Annotated in this window: 23 protein-coding genes; 15 read left to right on the top strand and 8 right to left on the bottom strand. The window is 38.6% G+C overall.

All coding sequences use genetic code 11. The features are described 5' to 3' along the window. Window positions 1-53 precede the first annotated feature (53 nt). The 3 genes from ligA to AC2117_RS14785 all read left to right on the top strand — a co-directional run bounded on the left by ligA (window position 54) and on the right by AC2117_RS14785 (window position 4,292). Complete coding sequence (gene ligA, locus AC2117_RS14795) at window positions 54-2,093, top strand: NAD-dependent DNA ligase LigA (protein WP_133975102.1); 2,040 nt, start codon at window positions 54-56, stop codon at window positions 2,091-2,093. A gap of 251 nt (window positions 2,094-2,344) precedes the next feature. Further along, a complete protein-coding gene (gene ftn, locus AC2117_RS14790) occupies window positions 2,345-2,809 on the top strand; it encodes a heteropolymeric bacterioferritin subunit Ftn (protein WP_001214863.1) in 465 nt (154 codons plus the stop codon). A gap of 289 nt (window positions 2,810-3,098) precedes the next feature. Beyond that, entirely contained in the window at window positions 3,099-4,292 is a 1,194-nt protein-coding gene (locus AC2117_RS14785) for an MFS transporter (RefSeq protein WP_133976389.1), read from the top strand. Between the two features lie 69 nt (window positions 4,293-4,361). On the opposite strand, the gene AC2117_RS14780 is transcribed toward AC2117_RS14785, so the two are convergent. Continuing rightward, window positions 4,362-5,795, bottom strand: a complete 1,434-nt coding sequence (locus tag AC2117_RS14780) for an alpha,alpha-trehalose-phosphate synthase (UDP-forming) (protein ID WP_197730930.1) — start codon at window positions 5,793-5,795, stop codon at window positions 4,362-4,364. After that, entirely contained in the window at window positions 5,783-6,634 is an 852-nt protein-coding gene (gene otsB / locus AC2117_RS14775; RefSeq protein WP_133975100.1) for a trehalose-phosphatase, read from the bottom strand. Before otsB ends, AC2117_RS14780 begins: the two co-directional genes overlap by 13 nt. Window positions 6,635-6,990: 356 nt before the next feature. Here otsB and AC2117_RS14770 point away from each other — a divergent pair, with 356 nt between their 5' ends. From AC2117_RS14770 to bioD, 5 genes are all read left to right on the top strand, one after another. Continuing rightward, a complete protein-coding gene (locus AC2117_RS14770) occupies window positions 6,991-7,722 on the top strand; it encodes a hydrolase (RefSeq protein WP_133975098.1) in 732 nt (243 codons plus the stop codon). Between the two features lie 93 nt (window positions 7,723-7,815). Further along, window positions 7,816-9,096 carry an adenosylmethionine--8-amino-7-oxononanoate transaminase gene (bioA, locus tag AC2117_RS14765; protein ID WP_133975096.1) on the top strand — a complete coding sequence of 427 codons (1,281 nt, stop codon included), beginning with the start codon at window positions 7,816-7,818 and terminating at the stop codon, window positions 9,094-9,096. 1 nt (window position 9,097) lies between these two features. Then, the gene (locus tag AC2117_RS14760) at window positions 9,098-10,255 is read left to right on the top strand and encodes an 8-amino-7-oxononanoate synthase (RefSeq protein ID WP_133975094.1); all 1,158 of its coding nucleotides are present in this window, start codon (window positions 9,098-9,100) and stop codon (window positions 10,253-10,255) included. After that, entirely contained in the window at window positions 10,252-11,001 is a 750-nt protein-coding gene (bioC, locus tag AC2117_RS14755; RefSeq protein ID WP_133975092.1) for a malonyl-ACP O-methyltransferase BioC, read from the top strand. Before AC2117_RS14760 ends, bioC begins: the two co-directional genes overlap by 4 nt. Further along, the gene (bioD, locus tag AC2117_RS14750; protein WP_133975090.1) at window positions 11,002-11,646 is read left to right on the top strand and encodes a dethiobiotin synthase; all 645 of its coding nucleotides are present in this window, start codon (window positions 11,002-11,004) and stop codon (window positions 11,644-11,646) included. A gap of 66 nt (window positions 11,647-11,712) precedes the next feature. Here the strand turns inward: bioD and rluB are convergent, their stop codons facing one another. The 5 genes from rluB to AC2117_RS14725 all read right to left on the bottom strand — a co-directional run bounded on the left by rluB (window position 11,713) and on the right by AC2117_RS14725 (window position 15,653). After that, the gene (rluB, locus tag AC2117_RS14745) at window positions 11,713-12,636 is read right to left on the bottom strand and encodes a 23S rRNA pseudouridine(2605) synthase RluB (RefSeq protein WP_042896896.1); all 924 of its coding nucleotides are present in this window, start codon (window positions 12,634-12,636) and stop codon (window positions 11,713-11,715) included. 41 nt (window positions 12,637-12,677) lie between these two features. Beyond that, window positions 12,678-13,271, bottom strand: coding sequence for an SMC-Scp complex subunit ScpB (gene scpB, locus AC2117_RS14740; protein ID WP_004794223.1), 594 nt, complete (start codon window positions 13,269-13,271; stop codon window positions 12,678-12,680). After that, window positions 13,268-14,059: a segregation and condensation protein A gene (locus tag AC2117_RS14735; RefSeq protein WP_197730929.1), complete on the bottom strand. Its 792-nt coding sequence runs from the start codon at window positions 14,057-14,059 to the stop codon at window positions 13,268-13,270. The genes scpB and AC2117_RS14735 overlap by 4 nt, the downstream gene beginning before the upstream one ends. Before the next feature lie 224 nt (window positions 14,060-14,283). Then, window positions 14,284-14,901, bottom strand: coding sequence for an L-threonylcarbamoyladenylate synthase (locus AC2117_RS14730; protein WP_133975089.1), 618 nt, complete (start codon window positions 14,899-14,901; stop codon window positions 14,284-14,286). An 89-nt stretch (window positions 14,902-14,990) separates the two neighbouring features. Beyond that, window positions 14,991-15,653 carry an elongation factor P hydroxylase gene (locus AC2117_RS14725; RefSeq protein ID WP_197730928.1) on the bottom strand — a complete coding sequence of 221 codons (663 nt, stop codon included), beginning with the start codon at window positions 15,651-15,653 and terminating at the stop codon, window positions 14,991-14,993. A gap of 96 nt (window positions 15,654-15,749) precedes the next feature. Here AC2117_RS14725 and AC2117_RS14720 point away from each other — a divergent pair, with 96 nt between their 5' ends. From AC2117_RS14720 to lysM, 6 genes are all read left to right on the top strand, one after another. After that, window positions 15,750-16,310: a YceD family protein gene (locus AC2117_RS14720; RefSeq protein WP_042896901.1), complete on the top strand. Its 561-nt coding sequence runs from the start codon at window positions 15,750-15,752 to the stop codon at window positions 16,308-16,310. A 74-nt stretch (window positions 16,311-16,384) separates the two neighbouring features. After that, on the top strand, window positions 16,385-16,570 hold the full coding sequence (rpmF, locus tag AC2117_RS14715) for a 50S ribosomal protein L32 (RefSeq protein WP_000290730.1): 186 nt from the start codon (window positions 16,385-16,387) through the stop codon (window positions 16,568-16,570). Between the two features lie 151 nt (window positions 16,571-16,721). Further along, window positions 16,722-17,708, top strand: a complete 987-nt coding sequence (gene fabD, locus AC2117_RS14710; RefSeq protein ID WP_042896903.1) for an ACP S-malonyltransferase — start codon at window positions 16,722-16,724, stop codon at window positions 17,706-17,708. Then, entirely contained in the window at window positions 17,705-18,439 is a 735-nt protein-coding gene (gene fabG, locus AC2117_RS14705) for a 3-oxoacyl-ACP reductase FabG (RefSeq protein WP_042896904.1), read from the top strand. The genes fabD and fabG overlap by 4 nt, the downstream gene beginning before the upstream one ends. A gap of 83 nt (window positions 18,440-18,522) precedes the next feature. Continuing rightward, window positions 18,523-18,759, top strand: coding sequence for an acyl carrier protein (gene acpP, locus AC2117_RS14700; RefSeq protein WP_004641570.1), 237 nt, complete (start codon window positions 18,523-18,525; stop codon window positions 18,757-18,759). 189 nt (window positions 18,760-18,948) lie between these two features. Then, complete coding sequence (gene lysM, locus AC2117_RS14695; RefSeq protein WP_042896905.1) at window positions 18,949-19,422, top strand: peptidoglycan-binding protein LysM; 474 nt, start codon at window positions 18,949-18,951, stop codon at window positions 19,420-19,422. Between the two features lie 43 nt (window positions 19,423-19,465). Here the strand turns inward: lysM and AC2117_RS14690 are convergent, their stop codons facing one another. Continuing rightward, entirely contained in the window at window positions 19,466-20,233 is a 768-nt protein-coding gene (locus tag AC2117_RS14690) for a hydroxymethylpyrimidine/phosphomethylpyrimidine kinase (RefSeq protein WP_133975086.1), read from the bottom strand. Between the two features lie 97 nt (window positions 20,234-20,330). On the opposite strand from AC2117_RS14690, the gene AC2117_RS14685 reads away from it, so the two are divergent. Continuing rightward, the gene (locus tag AC2117_RS14685; RefSeq protein ID WP_133975084.1) at window positions 20,331-21,005 is read left to right on the top strand and encodes an HAD-IA family hydrolase; all 675 of its coding nucleotides are present in this window, start codon (window positions 20,331-20,333) and stop codon (window positions 21,003-21,005) included. The last annotated feature ends 20 nt before the right edge of the window (window positions 21,006-21,025 follow it).

Genomic DNA, 21,025 nt, shown 5'->3' with positions numbered 1-21,025 from the left:
AGTCGCAGCTCAGGGTGGAGAAATTTCCACCCTTTTTTATGGTGAATAACATAATGGCAACAACTTCCGTGATCGAACAGATGCGTCAGCTTATTCAACTGATTGCAAAGCATAACCATGCCTATTATGTGATGGATCAGCCGACAATCTCGGACAGTGAATATGATCATTTATTTCACCAGCTAAAAGCTTTAGAAGAGCAATATCCTGACCTTGTTCAATCAGATTCACCCACAACAAAAGTAGGTGGTCAGGCACTCTCTAAATTTCAAAGTGTGACCCATGTAGTGCCTATGCTTTCTTTGGGAAATGTTTTTAATCAGGAAGATTTATTTGCATTTGCACGCCGTGTTGAAGAGCGCCTACCTAATCAAAAAGTACAATACGAAGTAGAATTAAAACTTGATGGCCTTGCGATTTCACTTTGGTACGAAAATGGCGTGCTAACACGTGGGATTACACGTGGTGATGGTGAAACTGGAGAAGACATTACCCAAAATGTCAAAACCATTCGTAATTTACCTAAAGTATTACATTCAGATCATTTTAAAATTCCACGCCTGCTTGAAGTGCGCGGTGAAGTACTCATGCCAAAGTCTGGCTTTGAAAAACTCAATGCCGATCAGGAAGCAAAAGGGGATAAGACTTTTGCTAACCCTCGTAATGCCGCGGCTGGTAGTTTAAGACAGCTTGATCCAAATATTGCAGCTGGTAGACCTTTGGCATTTTATGCGTATGGTATTGCACAGTGTGAACCGAATCATGGCTTAACGACCATGCATGATAGCTTGCAATGGCTAACGCAACTTGGATTTGAAATTGCTGAACGTCAATATCTGTGTAATTCAATTCAAGAAGTACAGCAGCGTTATGAACAAATTCAGCAAGAGCGTCCCGATTTGCAAGTTGAAATTGATGGGATGGTTGTAAAGGTCGATGATTTAAAGCAACAACAGCAACTTGGTTTCTTAAGTCGTGAACCACGTTGGGCAACTGCCTATAAATTCCCTGCACAAGCAGCCTTAACTACTGTCGAGCAAATTGACTGGCAAGTAGGGCGTACAGGTACTTTGACTCCTGTAGCACGCTTAAACCCTGTATTTGTGGGTGGTGTTACGGTTTCCAATGTGACTTTACACAATATTGGTGAAATTCATCGTCTTGATGTACGTGTTGGCGATACGGTGAGTGTTTACCGTACCGGCGATGTTATTCCTAAAGTTGAAAAGGTCTGGCCAGAATTCCGCCCGGCAGAAGCAGAAATTGTGCATTTACTTGAAAACTGTCCTGTTTGTGCATCGCCAGTTGTAATGCCTGAAGGGGAAGCTTTGGCACGTTGTTCTGGTGGTCTTTATTGTGCTGCTCAGCGAATTGAAGCAATTCGCCATTTTGTATCACGTAAGGCTTTAGATATTGAAGGTTTAGGCGATCGTTGGGTGGAGTCTTTATTACACCTTGATTTACTCAAAGATGTTGCTGACATCTACCATTTACATGAGCACCGAGAAACTTTGCTTGGGATCGAGAAGATGGGCGAGAAGTCGGTACAAAATCTGATGGATGCCATCGAAGCCAGTAAAAAGACAACTCTTGCTCGTTTTATTTATGCTTTAGGAATTCGTGGGGTAGGTGAAACTACTGCCAGAATGTTGGCAAATACTTTCCAAACTTTAGAAGCCCTAAAAGCTGCCGATGTTGAAGCTTTAAAGAAAACTCCAGATGTAGGCGATATTACCGCAGAATGGATTGCTGATTTCTTTTTGGCGCCACATAACATTGAAGTATTAGATCGCTTAATTGCAGCGGGAATCCATTGGGATGCACCGATAGCGCCAACGCGTCAACCATTAAATGGCGAAAGTTGGGTTTTAACAGGCACACTAGAGCAAATGACACGTGATCAGGCGACCCAAATGCTACAAGCGTTAGGTGCACGCGTGAGCGGCAGTGTGTCGAGTAAAACCAAGTGTGTTGTCGCGGGTGAGAAAGCGGGATCAAAATTAGAAAAAGCTGCAAAGCTTGGTGTTTCGGTCATGAATGAAACAGATTTCTTATCACTTATGGCGAGCTATGGGCAGACTTTAAGCGAATGACAGTAGCGAAATAAGAACCATTGATTTTAGTTACAAATTAATAAACTGATGGTTTTAGACGTATTTAAACGCTTGACTGAAATTATAAATCAGTCAAGCGTTTCTTTTTGAAGGGGAAATTCAAATAACTTAAACTGCAAATGCGTATGTTTCTCATTTTAATTTGATAAAAATCATAAACTTAACTATTTTTCACTTTGCAATCATTTTTAAGATTGCCCATAATAGCCTCATACGATAGGAGATTTATTATGCGTGGCAATCCAGAAGTCATAGACTATTTAAATATGCTCATTGGCGGAGAGTTGGCTGCCCGTGATCAATATTTAATCCATTCTCGTATGTATGAAGATTGGGGTTTGAACAAAATTTATGAGCGTATCGACCATGAGATGCAAGAAGAAGCTTCTCATGCTGATGCGATTATTCGCCGCGTATTGTTTTTAGGCGCCAAACCAAACATGCATCGTGAAGACATTAATGTCGGTACAGACGTTGTTTCTTGTTTAAAAGCAGACTTGGCACTTGAATATCACGTTCGTGAAAAATTAGCGACAGGCATCAAACTCTGTGAAGAGAAGGGTGATTACATTAGCCGTGATATGTTACGTCAACAATTATCTGATACTGAAGAAGATCATACGTACTGGCTAGAAAAGCAATTACGTTTAATTGAGCTCATTGGCTTACAAAACTATATTCAATCTCAAATTTAATTATAAAAAACCCAGCACTAGCTGGGTTTTTTATGCGATATTTTTTATATTCAATTAAATTTATAAAAACTATTTTTGTCAAAATGAACATATTCAAAGCCTTACTACATAAGGCTTTGGCAGTTACAAAAAAGTCAGAAAAATTGTATCACACCCCCTGTTTTTTTTATGAAATTGGATATAATTTCGCCAACAAAACCCTTGCCTAGAAACTTCATGAGGCAAGGGTTTTTCTATGGAAAATCGGCTGGTATGGATCGCCAATGATTTTATGGTGAGCTCGCAAAATATGTTATTTACCAAACCTGCTGTTTTAGATACAGCTACTCTCTTAAGCACACAACGTCTAGCAACACGACTCAGCTTTTTTAGCTTGGGTTTTGCGACGGCAGCTTGGGCGCCATTGATTCCTTTTGCACAGCAGCGTTTAAACCTGAATCATGCAGATTTTGGTTTACTTCTCTTGTGCATGGGTATTGGGTCAATGATTGCTATGCCTGCTACAGGCGCTCTTGTAAAACGTTGGGGATGTCGTCCATTAATTGCTGTGGCACTAATGTTGTTAATGATGTTGTTGCCTAGCCTGACGATGTGGAACAGCATTGTAACGATGGCTGTGGCGCTATTTATTTTTGGTTCGGCAGCAGGATGTCTTGGGGTAGCTATAAATCTACAAGCCGTAGTTGTTGAAAAACATAGCTTGCGTGCATTGATGTCTAGTTTCCATGGAATGTGTAGTCTAGGTGGCTTAACAGGAGCAATGCTCGTAACTGCTTTATTGGCAGTAGGTCTTTCTCCTTTAATGAGTACGTTGTCTGTTGTAATGATTTTGCTTGTGATTGGTGCAGTTGCAATCCCTTCTTGTTTAACGTCTTTTGAACAAGATGAAAAAACGCACGAGGACACTACGGTTGCACCGAAAAAAAACTACCGACCTAACGGGATTATTATTCTCATTGGCATGATGTGTTTTATAGCCTTTTTATCAGAAGGTGCGGCAATGGATTGGGGCGGTATTTATTTGACTAGCAAATATCAGCTTAACCCTGCTTTTGCTGGATTGGCATATACCTTTTTTGCACTTAGCATGACGACTGGTCGTTTTGCAGGTCATATCTTGCTTAAACAATTGGGCGAAAAATCCATCGTGACCTATAGTGCGATTGTTGCAGCAATAGGTATGGCTGTGATTGTTACTGCACCTGTTTGGCAGGTAGTAATACTGGGTTATGCGCTTTTAGGATTAGGCTGTTCTAATATTGTGCCAGTCATGTTTTCTCGAGTAGGTCGACAAAACGTTATGCCTAAGGCAGCAGCACTTTCCTTAGTATCAACCATTGCCTATACAGGTTCATTAACTGGTCCGGCTTTAATTGGTTTAATAGGTGAATGGACCAGTTTAGGTGCTGTTTTATCAGGTGTAGCAATTTTGTTGTCTATCATTGCCTTACTTAACCGTTTTACAATAATAAAAACGAGTTAACTTATAAATTGTCATATCCCTATAAGTGAACATCGAGAAATCTGGTTTCTCGATGTTCTTTATCCAATTTTATAAAACCTGATAGATAGATTGATATTTGTCTTGTAATGACCGTTGTGGTTTCATGATTAAACTCGAGGAATGTTCTAGATCATTCAAGAAGTTATTACGCCAATGAGTAAGATCAGAAATAGACAAACCTTCTATTAATTGTTGGTAACGATTAATACGTTCAGCTTTCGGCATTTCTAAAGCTATTTTTAAAGTATCGATCATTGCCACTCTATCTTGCGGGTCAACAATCAGGGCCTGAGTCATCTGCTCAGCAGCACCCGCATATTTAGATAAAATCAGAACTCCAGGGTTCTCTGGATCTTGAGCTGCGATATATTCTTTTGCTACCAAGTTCATACCATCGCGTAGTGAACTAATCCAGCAAATATCAGAATGGCGATAAATATGCATGAGACTATGGTGTTGAACCGTGTCATAACAGCAATCTACTGGTCTCCAGTCCTCATGCGCAAACTCTTCATTAATCAGTTCCAACTTCGCTTTAAAACGTTGGTATAAGCGCTGATAAGTGGGAATATCTGTACGAGATGGTGTTGCAACTTGAATATGTCGAACAAGGCCATGATATTCAGGATTGGTCTCTAGAAAAGTTGCAAATGCATTGAAACGTTCAAGTAGACCTTTTGAATAATCAATTCGATCCACTCCAATAATTGTTTTTTGACGAGGTATTTCCTCGAAATTAAACACAGAAGGAGCAGACAAATCTTGCTGAGCTTGCTTTTGAATAAGCTCCGGTTGAACACCAATTGGATAAGATTTAATTAATATCCGACGTTTCTTATAGCTAATACTGTCACGTTGAATTTTCTGAGCTTCAAGTAAATTAACACATGTTTGCATACATGCATTTTGATCAGTCTGGGTTTGTAAACCGATCACATCATATTGGCTCAAGTCTTGAATGAGTTCCAAAGCTACTGGAATTTTGCGCCAAATATTGAGGCTTGCAAAAGGAATATGGAGAAAGAAACCGATCTTATTTTGCATGCCTAATTCACGACAGTAACGCGCTACACTAAAGAAGTGATAATCGTGTACCCAAATAAGATCTTCAGGCTGAGCAAGCTGTTTTAACTTTTCAGCGAATAATCGATTGACCTTTTGATAGGTATTATATTCTTGAGCATCATACTCAATAAGGTCTTCACGGGCATGCATTGCTGGCCACAAAACCTTATTTGCAAAACCACAATAATATTGCGCGTATTGCTGGTGAGTAAGAGGGCAGGTAATATAATCAATTCCCTGAGAATAGGCCTGTTCAAATTCTGGCGCTTCACTATCGGTAATTTGCTGCCCATTCCAGCCCAACCAAATACCATTACTATCGTTCAAAGCATCTTGCACTGCTACAGCAAGACCACCTGCTGATGCTTTACCTGAAGGCATACTTATTCTATTTGATAATACAATTAATTTAGACATATTTGTTCTCCATACTGATTTTGACTATTTTTGACATATAATTTTTTTATTCTGTCTTGAAATAAAAAAAGAAAAAAAGCAACGGTATTAATATCTTCTAATCTATATTTAGCTTCTGTTTTACCTGAACCTACTTTAATGGTAAGGCCATTCTGTTGATTAATAAAATTAAAGCCAGATTCATCAGTTAAATCATCACCAATAAAAATTGGATATACTAATGGTAAATCAAGATGTTTTAATATAGTTTGAATTGCTTTACCTTTGTCAGCTTGTTTAGGTATTAATTCAACTACACATTTTCCTTTATTTATTTTTAATTGAGGATAGAAATATTTAATTTTTTTCATAATATAAATAGCTTGCTCTTCTAAATCTGGTTTTTTTCGATAATGTAAAGCAATAGAATGTCCTTTATCCTCAATGAGAAAATCTGGATATATTTGGCAAGCTTGTTTAATATCTTCTTTTAACTTTTTAAAATTAATATCACTTAAATCTGGACGTAAATAGGTATCTGAGCCGAAGTAGATATCAAGCCCATGTAAACCGGCTACCGGAATTTCAACAGGCTGTAGTAGCTTACGAGCTGTTTCGATATCACGACCGGTAACAGCAATAACAGGTATATTTAATTGAGTTATTTCTTTTATAATTTCTAAGGTAGAGGTAGGAATAAAACTCTGCTCAGGATTAATTTGAAAAGAGGCTAGAGTCCCATCAATATCTAAAAATAAGCAGAATTTTTTTTCTGTAGGAATAGTTTTAATAATATCATCTGGTGTAACAAAATATGTGTCTTTTCCTTTCTCCTTAGATAATATATTTTGACCTTTCATTTTAGTCTACCTATTAACTTTTAATTAATATTTAAAGTTCTATCATTAAAATGAATTGATGAGTCATTTTTTTTAATAAAAAAACATAAGTCTTAACATTAATTACATTGCATAATGGATTTATAGGTGAAGTGTGGAGTATGTTGTTTTTTGATGAGCTTCAATGTTTAGATAATTAAATTTTTGTATGTTTCCTATTAATAATGCAGTTTTTATTTATCAATGTATTTCAGAATATTAAATAGGTCTAAATACTTGATTTTAATCTTGAGAATTTGTTTTTTATATTGATTTTAAAGGATATTTTAAATTGATATTAATATATAATCTTTATAAAACTAGCTCTGGGCAAGCATATGAAGTTACAAAATAAAATTTTATTGATTACAGGCTGGGGTGTAGGAATTGAACCCCTGCAATTACTAAAATTGTATTTGCAAGAGAAGGGTTGTGCTGTACAACTTATTAATATATTTGATGTTTTAAGTAGTAGCTTCCAGAAACAGCTTAATTTAGTGGCTGAGGTTGATGTAGTAATAGGCTGGTCTTTAGGGGGGCAATTAGCAACTCACTTAGTTGATTCTTTTTATAAGAGCACTGGTCTAACTAAAACTTTAATTACACTCGCTTCTAATCCATGTTTTGTTGCCAATAACACGTGGCAAACTGCAATGCCTGCAGATGTATTTGATCTGTTTAAACAGTCTTTTTTGCAAAATCCTGAAGCAACTTTAAAACGCTTTTATTATTTAATTACTCAAGGGTCAGTACAAGCTAAAAAAGATTGGCTGAGCATGCAAAATATAGCAAACCCGCCCCCATATGAGTTGCTGGTACAAGGCTTAGAAATGTTAGAGCATTTAAACTTGGTAGATAACTTAAAAAATTACTCTGGTCCGCAGCTTCATTTATTTGCAGAGCAAGATGGTGTCATTCCTTGCAAAATTGAGGAAAATTTTGCACATATCGCGACAGAAAAGATGAAATACAAAGTATTAAATGAAGCTACTCATGCTTTTCCATATCTACAAGTAGAACGAACAATTGAAGAAATCTGCCAATTTTTAACAATTCATCAGCAAAGTTAATCAGCTTTGATTGATATCGCAATTTTCTTTCATTCTTAACAGGTTTAACATGTGTTCAATGAAAGATTTGAACGCTGTAAAAGGGTAAATAGGATGACCGATAATTTTGATTTGGAACATATTTGGCATCCTTATACTTCAATGACCCAACCTTTACCAACATTTAAAGTCAAACGTGCATATGGTGCGACTATTGAGTTAGATGATGGAAGGACTTTAATTGATGGTATGTCATCTTGGTGGTGTGCGATTCACGGTTATAACCACCCTGAACTCAATCAGGCAGTAACCGATCAATTACAAAATATGTCTCACATCATGTTTGGTGGACTAACTCATGATCCTGCAATTGAACTTGGAAAAATTCTTTTAAAAATTACCCCGCCAAGTCTCGATAAAATTTTCTATGCAGATTCCGGTTCTGTTGCCGTTGAAGTTGCCTTGAAAATGGCAGTGCAATTTTGGAATGCACAAGGTCAGCCACTAAAAACAAATTTTATTACCACACGTTCCGGCTACCATGGGGATACATGGAATGCAATGTCGGTGTGTGATCCAGTTACAGGCATGCATCAGATTTTTGGTACAAGCTTACCCAATCGTCTTTTTGTTGCAGCGCCACAAACCAAATTTCATGAAGAATGGAATCCACAAGATATTGCAGAATTAGAACAAGCCATTCAGCAAAATCATGAGCATCTTGCAGCCTTAATTATTGAGCCGATCGTACAGGGCGCAGGCGGCATGCGTTTTTATCATCCTGAATATTTACGTCAGGCTAAAGCACTTTGTGAACAATATAATTTGTTATTAATTTTTGACGAAATTGCGACAGGCTTTGGCCGCACTGGTAAGCTTTTTGCGTGGGAACATGCGCAAGTTGAACCGGACATTATGTGTATAGGTAAAGGGCTAACAGGCGGTTATATGACATTATCTGCTACCTTAACCACAAAGCATGTGGCGGAAATGATTAGTCAGGGAGAGGCTGGTGTATTTATGCACGGCCCAACCTTTATGGCCAATCCGCTTGCTTGTGCTGTTGCCTTAAAAAGTACGCAATTATTAATTGAGCAAGATTGGCAAGCCAATATTGAGCGAATTGAACAACAACTTACTCAGTATTTAACACCACTTAATCAGCTTGATTATGTTGCTGATGTGAGAGTACTCGGTGCAATAGGTGTAGTTGAACTCACTTTTAATGTTGATATGAAAACATTGCAAAAAGAGTTTGTTGACCGTGGAATCTGGATTCGTCCTTTTGGCAAGCTGGTGTATGTCATGCCACCTTATGTAATCACTGATCAAGAGCTAAGCAATTTGCTTGAACAGTTAGTTGAAGTTGTTAAAACGATGCAAGGAGTGCATTAAAATGTCATTGCTTGATCATTTTGCTACTCAATTAGATGAACTAAAACAGCAAGGTAACTTCAGACAATTTATCCAAAATGTGCAGCAGGGCCGTTTTATTACAATTCAAAATAAAACGATGCTGAACTTGGCATCCAATGATTATCTTGGCCTAGCTGCGGATGTAAAACTTCGTGAAGAGTTTTTAGACAGTTTTCCAGTCGAGCGTAGCTATTTTAGTTCTTCATCATCACGTCTATTAACGGGTAATTTTGAAGAATATGAACAATTAGAAAATAGCCTAAGCAAAGCATTTGGTGGTCGGGCGGCACTATTATTTAATAGTGGCTATCACATGAATATTGGTATTTTGCCTGCTGTTGCTGACAGTAAAACATTAATTTTGGCTGATAAGCTGGTTCATGCCAGCATGATCGATGGTATACGTTTATCGGGGGCGCAGTATGTACGTTATCGCCATAATGATTTACAGCATTTAGAGCAACTTTTGCAAAAATATCACGACGATGACAAGGTTGAACGCATTATTGTGGTGACTGAAAGTATTTTTAGTATGGATGGTGATGAAACGGATCTAGCCGCTTTAGTCCAGCTCAAAAAACGTTTTGCTAAAACCATGCTGTATGTTGATGAAGCGCATTCAATTGGTGTGCGCGGTCAGCAAGGGTTGGGATGTGCTGAACAATACAATGTCATTCAAGATATTGATTTTTTAGTGGGGACATTAGGTAAAGCATTAGCAGCAGTCGGTGGTTACATTATTTGTCACCCAATTATTAAAGATTATCTCATTAATAAAATGCGCCCACTTATTTTCAGTACCGCTCAACCGCCGATTGTGATGGCTTGGGCAAACTTTGCATTCCAAAAAGTCTTACAAGCTCAATCGCAACGTGAGCATCTACAAAATATTAGTCAATATCTTCAGCATGCTGTTGTACAAAAAGGCTATGTGAGTCCATCAACCAGCCATATTATTCCAATTATTGTGGGACAAAGTCAGGCTGCAATTGAAAATGCGAAACAGGTCCAAGAAAATGGTTTCTATGCCATGCCAGTACGCCCACCAACAGTCCCTCAAAATAGTTCTCGTTTGCGTATTTCTTTAACATCAATGGTACAGCAGCATGAACTTGAAGCACTGGTGAGTTTCCTGTGAGTTTAAACAAAGACTTAGTTGCCCAACGTTTTGCTAAAGCAGGGCAAAGCTATTCAGAACATGCAATTGTTCAAAAGCAAATTTGCCAAAATTTAACAGAGTTATTAGAGCAATTTTGCCCTAATATTTTGTCTCGTGTTTTTGAAATTGGCTGTGGTTCGGGCAATTTAACTCGTCTTATTAATACATCTTTTCAAATTGAAGAATTGATTTTAAATGACTTGTATGCAGATGTGCAGCAGCACTTTATCCCCCAAGAAAGTTTAAAATGGTTGATTGGTGATATTGAAACTTTAACGTTTCCACAGCATCTCGACATGATCGTTTCAGGTTCAGCTTTACAATGGATGCAGGATTTACCTCGTGTACTTCAACATTGTCATGCTGCTTTAAATGGAAAAGGCTGGTTATGTTTTTCAACTTTTGGGCCAAGAAACTTAATCGAGATTAAAGAATTAACAGGTCAAGGTTTAAGGTATTGGTCTATTGAAAATTGGAACAATGCCTTAACTCAGGCAGGTTTTGAGGTTCTGCATTTGTCTGAGTCAGAAGCCCAGCTTTATTTTGATTCACCTAAAGCTGTTTTGCAGCATTTAAAAGCAACAGGTGTAACTGCAACTGCACGGCATCGTTGGAACAAACAGACCTTACAACAGTTTTATCAAGATTATGATCGGTTTAAGCATGCCGAGGGATATTCCTTAACATATCATCCGATCTATTGTATTGCCCGGAGAATGAAGTAAATGAGTGGTCAGATCTATTTTGTGAGTGGGATTGATACCGACATTGGTAAAACCTACGCTACAGGTTTTTTAGCAAAATTATGGACTGAGCAGGGTAAAAAAGTGATTACCCAAAAACTCATTCAGACGGGTAATGTTGATATTTCTGAAGATATTGAAAAGCATCGTGAAATTATGGGGCAGGGATGGTTTCAGGAAGATCATGACAAGCTCACCATGCCCGAAATTTTTAGTTATCCTGCTTCGCCTCATCTGGCAACACGTCTAGATAACCGAGAAATTAATTTTCAAAAAATTGAAAATGCAACTCAAACATTAGCTGAGCGTTTTGAAATTGTTTTACTCGAAGGCGCAGGTGGATTAATGGTGCCATTAACTACCAGTTTACTCACCATTGACTATGTTGCTCAGCATCAGTTCTCCGTTATTTTAGTGACATCTGGTCGTTTAGGAAGTATTAACCATACTTTACTGAGTCTTGAAGCACTCAAGTCTCGTGGTCTGAAATTGAAAGCTTTGGTTTATAACTTAAAAGATGAATCAAAAGATTCATTAATTTCTCAAGATACTTCACATTATTTGAAAAATTATCTAGCAACTCACTTTCCGGAAGCTGAATGGATTGAGTTGGCAAAGATGGATTAAAGCTAAAAACAGCGATAAAAAAACCGCTCTTCGTAAGAGCGGTTTTTTACGTATTATTAAATACTTTTAGAATTTCTTCGAACCACGGTTAAAACCAGTCGTTTTACGTTGACTGCCAGTGTTCACAGGTGCTTCTTTTTCATCATCACGACGTTGTTGACGTAAAAAACCGCCACGACGAGCAGCCATTGGCTTCTCGGTCATACGATCAGTACGGCGTTTTGCCATACCAAATAAACCTGTGCCTTGACGTGGTTTTAACTCAACAGATTTTGCTAGATTATCGATATCAGTTTTATCAAGTTCCATCCAGCGACCAGTACGTAGTTCGCGTGGCAAAATGACTGTACCGTAGCGAGTACGCAATAAGCGGCTTACTTTAAGTTCTTGTGATTCAAAAATACGACGAACCTCACGGTTACGACCTTCTTTCACCACTACTTGGTACCAGCGGTTAATACCTTCACCACCAATTTCCGAGAAAGACTCAAATTTAGCTGGACCATCTTCAAGCTCTACGCCAGTTACCATTTTTTGGCGTATTTTAGGTGTTACTTCACCCATAACTCGAACAGCATATTCACGTTCAATTTCATTTGATGGGTGCATTAAGCGGTTAGCAAGCTCACCATCATTTGTAAACAGTAATAAACCAGTACTGTTAATATCTAGACGACCTACCATTACCCAGCGGTCATTCGCAATTTGCGGTAAATGATCAAATACGGTTGGGCGTTTTTCAGGGTCATTACGTGAACAGATTTCACCTTCTGGTTTATAGTAAATCAATACACGGCGACGAATTTCGTCTTCAATTTGAAACTGAACTTTACGGCCATCAATGCGTAATTCATCGCCTGGTTCAATGCGCTCACCCACTTGGGCAACACGGCCGTTTACACTCACGCGTCCTGCGGCAATAACCTCTTCCATATATCGGCGGGAACCTAATCCGATTCGCGCTAATACTTTTTGCAATTTTTCACTCATGACAGCACAACCTTAGACATAATGATCAACAGTCCACCTCTTTATGATTTCGGTGCATTTGCATCGAGAGCCATAAAGGCTTCCTTGGCGTTCTGTAGGGGAGGCAATTGGCCTAGCGAAGCTAGACCAAAAGCATTCAGAAACTGAGGCGTTGTAATTAACAACGCGGGTCTTCCGGGTAAATCTCTAAAACCAGCTTCTTTAATCCAGTTCCAGTCAAATAGTGTTCTAAGAATCTGACTATTATTAGACACACCACGAATTTGTTCAATATCTGCACGGGTAACCGGTTGATGATAAGCAATGACGGCTAGCGTTTCTAGTAATGACGGCGACAGTTTAGTTGGTCGCTCTGGCCAAATTTGCGCAATAATACTACGATATTTAGATCTTACCTGAAAGCGAAACCCTTGCGCTGTTTCAATCAACTCAATAGATCGGCCGTGTTGTAATAGCGCGAGCTGTTGTAAGAGTTGACGAAGCTGTTGTTTATTATACTGATTATTAAATGCTTCTTTTAAACGGGCAATTGAAACGGGTGCTTCACTGGCAAAAATAATTGCTTCAAGTTGTAATAAAACTTCGTGGTGAATGTCAGCTAATGACAAATCAGTATTATTTTGTTCGAAACTCATATTGAAAATCCTTGAATTGCTAAAGGAGCTTCAATACCAGAGGTGATAATTTTAACTCGCTGTTGTCGGGTTAACTCTAAAACAGCCATAAATGTAACAACCATTCCCATGCGACCTTGCAGAGGATTAAGTAATTCTTTAAAACTTAACACGTCACCAGATTCTAATTTATCTTCAATATATGCAATGCGTTCTTCGAGTAATACAGGTTCTTGAGCCACAACATGAGTAACGGGTTCTGGGCGGTTAAATACACAGAACAGTGCATCATGTAATGCTGAAATATCATAACCTTCATAAACAGGAGCGATATGACCTAAGCTCACATTTGCACTGAATGTATCTCGCTCAAGAATTGGCATTTGACCTAAGCGTTCAGCCGCTTGCTTAATGCGTAGATAGGTTTCAAGTCGATCAATAAGTTCCTGTTTGGGATCTTTTTCAATACTTATAATTGTTGGCTTTGGTAAAAGTAGGCGAGACTTTAAATCAGCTAATAAAGCTGCCATCACCATATAATCGGCTGTTAGCTCAATATTTAAAGACTTCATACTATCCATATAAGTTAAATATTGAGTTGCTATAGGCGCAATATCGACTTGAACTAAATCAAAACCGTTTTTTTGAATCAGGTAAATTAAAAAATCTAGTGGACCTTCAAACTGTTCGAGCAAAATCTCAAATGCAGCAGGAGGTATATAGAGATCTTCAGGAATCTTGTCATGCCACTCATCTAAAACACGGATGTGTGGAGCGTCTTCCATGGATTGATGAAGTGATTGATTCATTACGATTATAAGCCACGCGAATTTTCAAAAGCATGAGACTTGTTATTCAAGTCAAAGAGAGCTGTAAATAGAAGAACAGCAGATAGTGGAAATCATTCTAAATGAATTGTGCCTTTTAATAAATTACTTAACGACTAAAGTGTAAAAAAAATCCAAAATAAATAAAGAGTATTTTTTGGAGTGATAATACTTTTTTTAAAACTGTTGGTAAAAATTGTAAGTGCTTATTCAAAAGCACTTACATCGCCAATACCACGGCGGATAATTTCAGGATGTTCACCCGATAAGTCGATAATACTTGTGCTTGTTAAAGTACCGAAACCACCGTCAATAAATACATCAATTCGCTTATCTAACTGATTTTCAATATCGTAAGGATCGTCTAAAGGATCTTCTTGTCCTGGTAAAATTAATGTACTAGTGAGTAAGGGTTCACCAAGTTCTTTTAATAAAGCCTGACAAATTGGGTTACTTGGGATACGTAAGCCGATAGTTTTCTTTTTAGGATGCATTAACCTACGTGGAACTTCACTGGTTGCAGGTAAAATAAAAGTCGTAATGGCTGGGGTGTTCGCTTTCAATAAACGATAAGTTGCATTATCAACTTTTGCATAAGTTGCAATGTCAGATAAATCACAGCACATAATTGCATATTGATGCTTTGGCCCTAAACCGCGAATCTGCGCAATACGTTCCATAGCATTTTTATTACCGATTTGACAGCCAATTGCGTAGGCAGCATCGGTAGGGTAAACCACAACATCTCCGGCACGAATGCGTTCAACCGCTTGGTTAATGAGGCGTTGCTGTGGATTTTCAGGATGTACATGTAAATGCATCATATTTTAGAGACTCCATCACGCCAGTGTTACAAATAGTATTAGACTTTTTAAATAATCTAGGCAAGTCATTAGCGTAGTTTTTTTGTCAATTAATCAAGGAGTTCACGTTTAAATTCATTTAATTGTAACGGTGTACCTGAACGGGTACATTGGCAAATAAAACCAATAAATGCTGCTGCATCACGTGGCAACTTAGCTTCACCTGAAAAGTAACGTTGTACTTGAGCATAAACATTATCTTTAAATATTTTGCCATCTCCGCTATCACCTGTCAGGTTATCAAGCGAGACTCTAAACTTTCTACCAAAAGACTGTGCAAATAACCATTCAATTGCCTGTGGCTTAACTTCTACTTGTTCAAATAGACTTTGCTGTTCTTGTGTGCGACCGTCGGGGGCGTACCAATATCCTAGATCAGGTAGGAGGCGGCGTTTTTCACCAGCAATCGACCAGTGACTAATTTCATGCAAGGCGCTGTTCAAAAAACCATGGGCGAATTGGATTTTAGCCGGACCCTGATTTGTTGCCGGGAAATATTCTGGTTCAAAATCTCCACGAACTAATGTCACATTATGGTGGGAAAACCAGTGATTAAAGTGTAAAATAAGCCAATCGACTTGCTCAGACTCTAATTTTGAGCTTGACCATGGTGAGAGTTGCACTATGTCATGTACAAGAGTGTTCTGATGAGTTGAATGGGTGCAAACGAGTGATGAAGTGTTAACTTCAAGTTGCGGCTGCAACAGGTGCATTGCTTAATTTACCCCGAGTTCTGTCTAAAGAAGTGCAAAATTGTATCTTAATCTTTGACAGAGTACCGATGAATTTGTAGAATTGCCGCCTTAATTATGTCAGCAAATACCTTTCCGGCACAGATTGAGCCGTTTAAATGGGCTGAACAAGGCTTTACATGGTCAGGTCAACTGCCCTTGTCTCGCTTTGCTCGTATCGCTCGTGAAGCTGTTGGATCAATTGATAATCAATTGATCAACATAGACTGTAAGCTATCAATGGATGCATATCATCGCATTGTGTGGATGGATGGTCATATGGACACGATAGTTCCAATGGAGTGCCAACGTTGTTTGGAACCCGTTGAAATGCCTCTTGTCTTAGACTTTCATATTGCATTAATGGATGATGAGTCACTGATAGAGCGCTTGGATGAGGATGCTGATTTCATCGTTTTAGGTGAAAGTGAGTTTACGACGAAAGGTGATTATGATACGCCAGCCTCGATTAACTTGCTCGCATTACTAGAAGATGAACTGTTATTGTTGGTGCCTTTATCTCCCAAGCATGATGCTTGTGAAAATAAACATCAACCTACCATTCAAAACGTTGTTGAAGAAAAACGGGATAATCCGTTTGATGTTTTGGCAGGTTTGAAGGGTAAACTTAACTCATAATTTGTGATATAATTTTGAGATAAGACAACTGAATTTGTTCTGATCCATTTTTTCGATCTTTGTAAGGAGCCATCATGGCCGTTCAGCAAAACCGTAAAAGTCGCTCTCGCCGTGACATGCGCCGTTCACATGACGCTTTAACCGAGAATGCATTAACAGTAGACCAAGCAACTGGTGAGACTCATCGTCGTCACCACGTTACTAAAGACGGTTTCTACCGTGGTCGTCAATTATTCGCTAAAGCAGCTGATGCTGAATAATTGTATGATATGCATTAAGCGTGATGCTTAAGTATAGAAAAAATGGGAGCGAAAGCTCCCTTTTTTTGTTGTTTTTCGCAATTATAAAAATATAAATAACATGTTAAATTTCCGCTCCAGAAATGAGTGAAAACCCAAAAAAGGATTTCTTATGTCTGCTAAACGTCTTGAACAAGTAGCTTTAGCCACAAAAACTGCGTTTGTGTTTCCGGGTCAAGGTTCACAAAAAGTCGGTATGCTTGCTGAACTAGCAGAACAGTTTAGTGGGGTTGGGCAAACCTTTGCTGAAGCTTCAGATGCGCTTGGATTCGATCTGTGGCATATCGCGCAAAGTGGTGAAGGCCTCAACCAAACAGAAAATACCCAACCTGTGTTATTAACTGCCAGTATCGCTCTATGGCGTGTATGGCTTGATTTAGGTGGTCTGGCACCTAAATACCTTGCAGGGCATTCTCTAGGAGAATACAGTGCTTTGGTTGCTGCAGGATCAATGAGCTTGGCAGATGCAGTGAAACTAGTGAATTTGCGTGGCAAACTCATGCAAAGTGCTGTTCCTCAAGGGGAAGGGGCTATGGCTGCAATCCTTGGTTTGGCTGATGAAAAAGTGGTTGAACTTTGCCAAATCGTGAATGCAGAAGGTCAAGGTTCAGTAGAAGCTGCAAACTATAATTCACAAGGCCAAGTCGTGATTGCTGGAAGTACAGCATCTGTACAACAGGTGATGGCTTTGGCAAAAGAGCAGTCTGCTAAGGCAATTGCTTTACCTGTGTCAGTTCCTTCGCATTGTTCATTGATGAAACCTGCTGCTGAAAAATTTGCAGAAGCTTTGGAACAAACTGCCATTGAGCTGCCTACCATTCCTGTAATACAAAATGTCAACGCGGGAATAGCTACCGATGTTGCTCAATTGCGTCAGGCGTTAACTGCTCAATTGTACCAATCTGTACAATGGACAGACACGATGCAGTTTTTACAAGATCAAGGTATTCACTACATTGTTGAGTGTGGACCTGGAACAGTATTGAGTAATCTCGCGAAGCGTTTACCAAATATAGAAAAAGCTTTTGCTATCGATAGCAAGAGTAAAATGGAAGATGCCCTAAATGCTGTTTTAGTGGCAGAAGGAAAAATTGCATGACACAAGAACGCAAAGTTGCATTAGTAACGGGCGCGAGTCGGGGCATTGGCGCTGCAATTGCCCAGCAACTTATTCAAGACGGTTATTTTGTTGTAGGTACTGCGACATCTGAATCTGGTGCACAAAAGTTAAGTGAAAGCTTTGGTGAGCAAGGTGCAGGTTTAGCTCTCGATGTGCGTAATCTCGATGAGATTGAAGCAGTCGTTTCTCATATTGAACAGAACTATGGCCCTGTGCTTATTTTGGTTAATAATGCGGGTATCACGAAAGACAATTTATTACTACGTATGTCAGAAGATGATTGGGATGACATTCTCAACATTCACCTAAAAGCTGTATATCGTTTATCTAAACGTGTGCTTAAAGGTATGACAAAAGCGCGCTTTGGCCGCATTATTAATATTAGTTCTGTTGTTGCGCACTTTGCAAACCCAGGTCAAGCGAACTACTCTGCTGCTAAAGCAGGTATTGAAGCGTTTAGCCGCAGTCTTGCAAAAGAGATGGGTAGCCGCCAAATCACTGTGAACAGTGTGGCACCAGGTTTCATTGCAACAGAAATGACAGATGCACTTAGTGAAGAAATTCGCAAAAAAATGAGTGATCAAGTGGCTTTAAATCGCTTAGGTGCGCCACAAGATATCGCAAATGCGGTGAGTTTCCTTGCAAGTGATAAAGCAGGTTACATTACCGGTACGGTATTACATGTAAATGGTGGTTTATACATGGCCTAGGGCTGATGTATAACTTTTAAAAATTTTTATATTCAATTAAACTAGTGGCAAATCAAACGCCACGAGCAATGAGGAGAATTCCTGTGAGCGATATCGAACTACGCGTTAAGCAAGCAGTTGCAGAACAACTTGGTCTTAAAGCTGAAGAGATTAAAAACGAAGCATCTTTTATGGATGACTTAGGTGCTGACTCTTTAGATTTAGTTGAACTTGTAATGTCTTTCGAAAACGACTTCGACATCACTATCCCTGATGAAGATTCAAACGAAATCACTACAGTTCAATCTGCAATTGACTATGTAACTAAAAAACTTGGTTAATTCGCATATTGCTGAATAAAAAGAAGGCCACCGGAAGGTGGCTTTTTTTATTTGAGTAAAATAAAAGGAAGAGATACATATTTTTACAAGATCAGCCTCAATTGATAGCAGAGGTATATCTTTTTTCACGTATAACAATAAGGGTCAGTTTAATGACTTTACTATAAACAATAATATGAGGACTAAAAGATGGGTCTTTTTGATTTTGTAAAAGGTATTGGTAAGAAAAATACCGCGCCAGCAGAACCACAACCAGCTCCAGCAACACCAGCAGAACCATCTGCACAAGAAATCGCAAATAAATTATTAGGTTTAATTAAGAGCTTAGGTTTAGGGGTGGAAGGCTTATCTGTAACCTATAACGGTGCTACTGATACTGCAATCATTAAAGGACAGGTAAAAAGCCAAGCAGATAAAGAAAAAATTATTCTTATTGTTGGGAATATTGATCATGTAGCACAAGTAGATGATCAAATGACCGTTGCAACTCCTGAACCAGAAAGTAAATTCTACACAATAAAATCTGGTGATAACCTTTCAAAAATTGCTAAAGAATTTTACGGTGATGCAAATCAGTATCCAAAAATCTTTGAAGCAAACAAACCCATGCTTAAAGATCCAGATGAAATCTTCCCAGGACAGGTTTTACGTATTCCTCAATAATTGAGGGAAATAAAAAAGGCGCATGTAGCGCCTTTTTTTATTTTTAAAATCTTTTTGGTATTTTTTGCCCATTTGCTACAGGAGTCTCGGCAGTCTTTAAAACACCAAATAACCACGTTTCGGCATGCTGTACCGCGATTTTTAAAGAATCGCCTAATGCTAAGCGACCTGCAATAAAACTGGCCAAAGAACACCCTGATCCATGATACTCACCCTCTAAGCGGGGGCAGCTACTACTCGCCGCAAGTTCACCATTAATATATAAACTATTTTTAATATGATCTAGTGTATCTTCATGTCCACCTTTGACTAATACAGCTTTAGCACCCATTTCGAAAAGTTTTTTGGTGGCTTGTTCTAAGTCCTCAACACCCGTTAGAGCACGTAATTCGACTGTATTTGGAGTAATGATAGTGGCTAGAGGAATAAGCTCAACGAAAGCTTTAACCAGAGTTGCTTGATCACCTAAAGAACCCCCACTGTTTGCCACCAAAACAGGATCGAGTACATATTGATAATCTGGATGGGCACGAAGAAACTCAGCTAGAGCGGCAATGTTATCTGTAGTGCCAAGCATGCCTGACTTAACACATTTGATTGGTAAATCATCTACAACGGCATTTGCTTGAGCTAATAATAGTTCTTTTGAGGTTGCTTCGAAGCCAAATACTTGTTGTGAGTTTTGAATGGTGAGGGCTGTACATGCAATTGCTGCATGAGCACCACTTTGTCCAATCGCTTCAATATCAGCTTGTAAACCTGCACCACCTGAAGGGTCTAAACCCGAGAAACAAAGTACGGTTGGACGCACGGTTATTTCCTTTTCAATTTAAATTTACGTTAGTATAAGAGAGTTTGATTAAACTCTCGACCAATTGAATTAAATACTTTACTGGGTTAGTGATTGAATGGCTATAAAACATATTTTGATTGATTTAGATGGAACACTAACAGACCCAAAAGTTGGTATCCATACTTCAATTCGCTATGCAATGGATAAGTTGGGCTTTCCGTTGGCTGCCGATTTAAATATTGACTGGACAATTGGACCCCCTTTAAAAGCTTCATTAGCAAAACTGTTAGCCACTCAAGATGATGCTTTGGCTGAGCAAGCTTTACTTGCTTATCGTGAGCGTTTTTCAGTTACGGGCTTATTTGAAAATGAAGTATATCCATCGGTTGCCCAAACACTTAATGCATTGAAAGAAGAAGGGTATCGTTTATTTGTTGCAACCGCTAAACCGACTATTTATGCAAAACGTATCTTAGACCATTTTGACTTAAGCCAATATTTTGTACATATTTATGGTAGTGAGTTAACAGGTGAGCGGACCAATAAAGCTGAACTCATCCATTATATTCTTGAACATGAGCAACTAAACTCAGAAGAATGTTTAATGGTCGGTGACCGTCAATATGACATTTTAGGTGCTCGCCACAATGGTATTGAGGCAGTAGCAGTGACTTATGGTTATGGAACACCAGAGGAACTTGAACAAGCACAGCCTAAAGCAATGATTATGCAATTCTCTGAACTTTTGGAATATATCGAAGATCAGGCAACACAAAAGAAAGTATCTTAAACATTAGTAAATTTTAATGT

This window comes from Acinetobacter calcoaceticus (genome assembly GCF_900520355.1).
In the GTDB taxonomy this organism is placed as follows: Bacteria; Pseudomonadota; Gammaproteobacteria; order Pseudomonadales; family Moraxellaceae; genus Acinetobacter; species Acinetobacter calcoaceticus_C.
Note: the sequence above shows the minus strand (reverse complement) of the source record. Positions and strands in the feature narration are given on the sequence as shown.

Bases quoted from the DNA above. Each gene is read 5' to 3' on its own strand.
- ligA (WP_133975102.1), top strand. From the start codon at position 54: ATGGCAACAACTTCCGTGATCGAACAGATGCGTCAGCTTATTCAACTG.
- AC2117_RS14760 (WP_133975094.1), top strand. From the start codon at position 9,098: ATGTCATTGCTTGATCATTTTGCTACTCAATTAGATGAACTAAAACAG.
- AC2117_RS14725 (WP_197730928.1), bottom strand. From the start codon at position 15,653: ATGCACCTGTTGCAGCCGCAACTTGAAGTTAACACTTCATCACTCGTT.
- bioD (WP_133975090.1), top strand. From the start codon at position 11,002: ATGAGTGGTCAGATCTATTTTGTGAGTGGGATTGATACCGACATTGGT.
- rluB (WP_042896896.1), bottom strand. From the start codon at position 12,636: ATGAGTGAAAAATTGCAAAAAGTATTAGCGCGAATCGGATTAGGTTCC.
- otsB (WP_133975100.1), bottom strand. From the start codon at position 6,634: ATGAAAGGTCAAAATATATTATCTAAGGAGAAAGGAAAAGACACATAT.
- AC2117_RS14730 (WP_133975089.1), bottom strand. From the start codon at position 14,901: ATGATGCATTTACATGTACATCCTGAAAATCCACAGCAACGCCTCATT.
- rpmF (WP_000290730.1), top strand. From the start codon at position 16,385: ATGGCCGTTCAGCAAAACCGTAAAAGTCGCTCTCGCCGTGACATGCGC.
- fabG (WP_042896904.1), top strand. From the start codon at position 17,705: ATGACACAAGAACGCAAAGTTGCATTAGTAACGGGCGCGAGTCGGGGC.
- bioA (WP_133975096.1), top strand. From the start codon at position 7,816: ATGACCGATAATTTTGATTTGGAACATATTTGGCATCCTTATACTTCA.
- AC2117_RS14720 (WP_042896901.1), top strand. From the start codon at position 15,750: ATGTCAGCAAATACCTTTCCGGCACAGATTGAGCCGTTTAAATGGGCT.
- scpB (WP_004794223.1), bottom strand. From the start codon at position 13,271: ATGAGTTTCGAACAAAATAATACTGATTTGTCATTAGCTGACATTCAC.
- AC2117_RS14685 (WP_133975084.1), top strand. From the start codon at position 20,331: ATGGCTATAAAACATATTTTGATTGATTTAGATGGAACACTAACAGAC.
- AC2117_RS14770 (WP_133975098.1), top strand. From the start codon at position 6,991: ATGAAGTTACAAAATAAAATTTTATTGATTACAGGCTGGGGTGTAGGA.
- fabD (WP_042896903.1), top strand. From the start codon at position 16,722: ATGTCTGCTAAACGTCTTGAACAAGTAGCTTTAGCCACAAAAACTGCG.
- ftn (WP_001214863.1), top strand. From the start codon at position 2,345: ATGCGTGGCAATCCAGAAGTCATAGACTATTTAAATATGCTCATTGGC.
- AC2117_RS14735 (WP_197730929.1), bottom strand. From the start codon at position 14,059: ATGAATCAATCACTTCATCAATCCATGGAAGACGCTCCACACATCCGT.
- AC2117_RS14780 (WP_197730930.1), bottom strand. From the start codon at position 5,795: ATGTCTAAATTAATTGTATTATCAAATAGAATAAGTATGCCTTCAGGT.
- lysM (WP_042896905.1), top strand. From the start codon at position 18,949: ATGGGTCTTTTTGATTTTGTAAAAGGTATTGGTAAGAAAAATACCGCG.
- AC2117_RS14785 (WP_133976389.1), top strand. From the start codon at position 3,099: ATGTTATTTACCAAACCTGCTGTTTTAGATACAGCTACTCTCTTAAGC.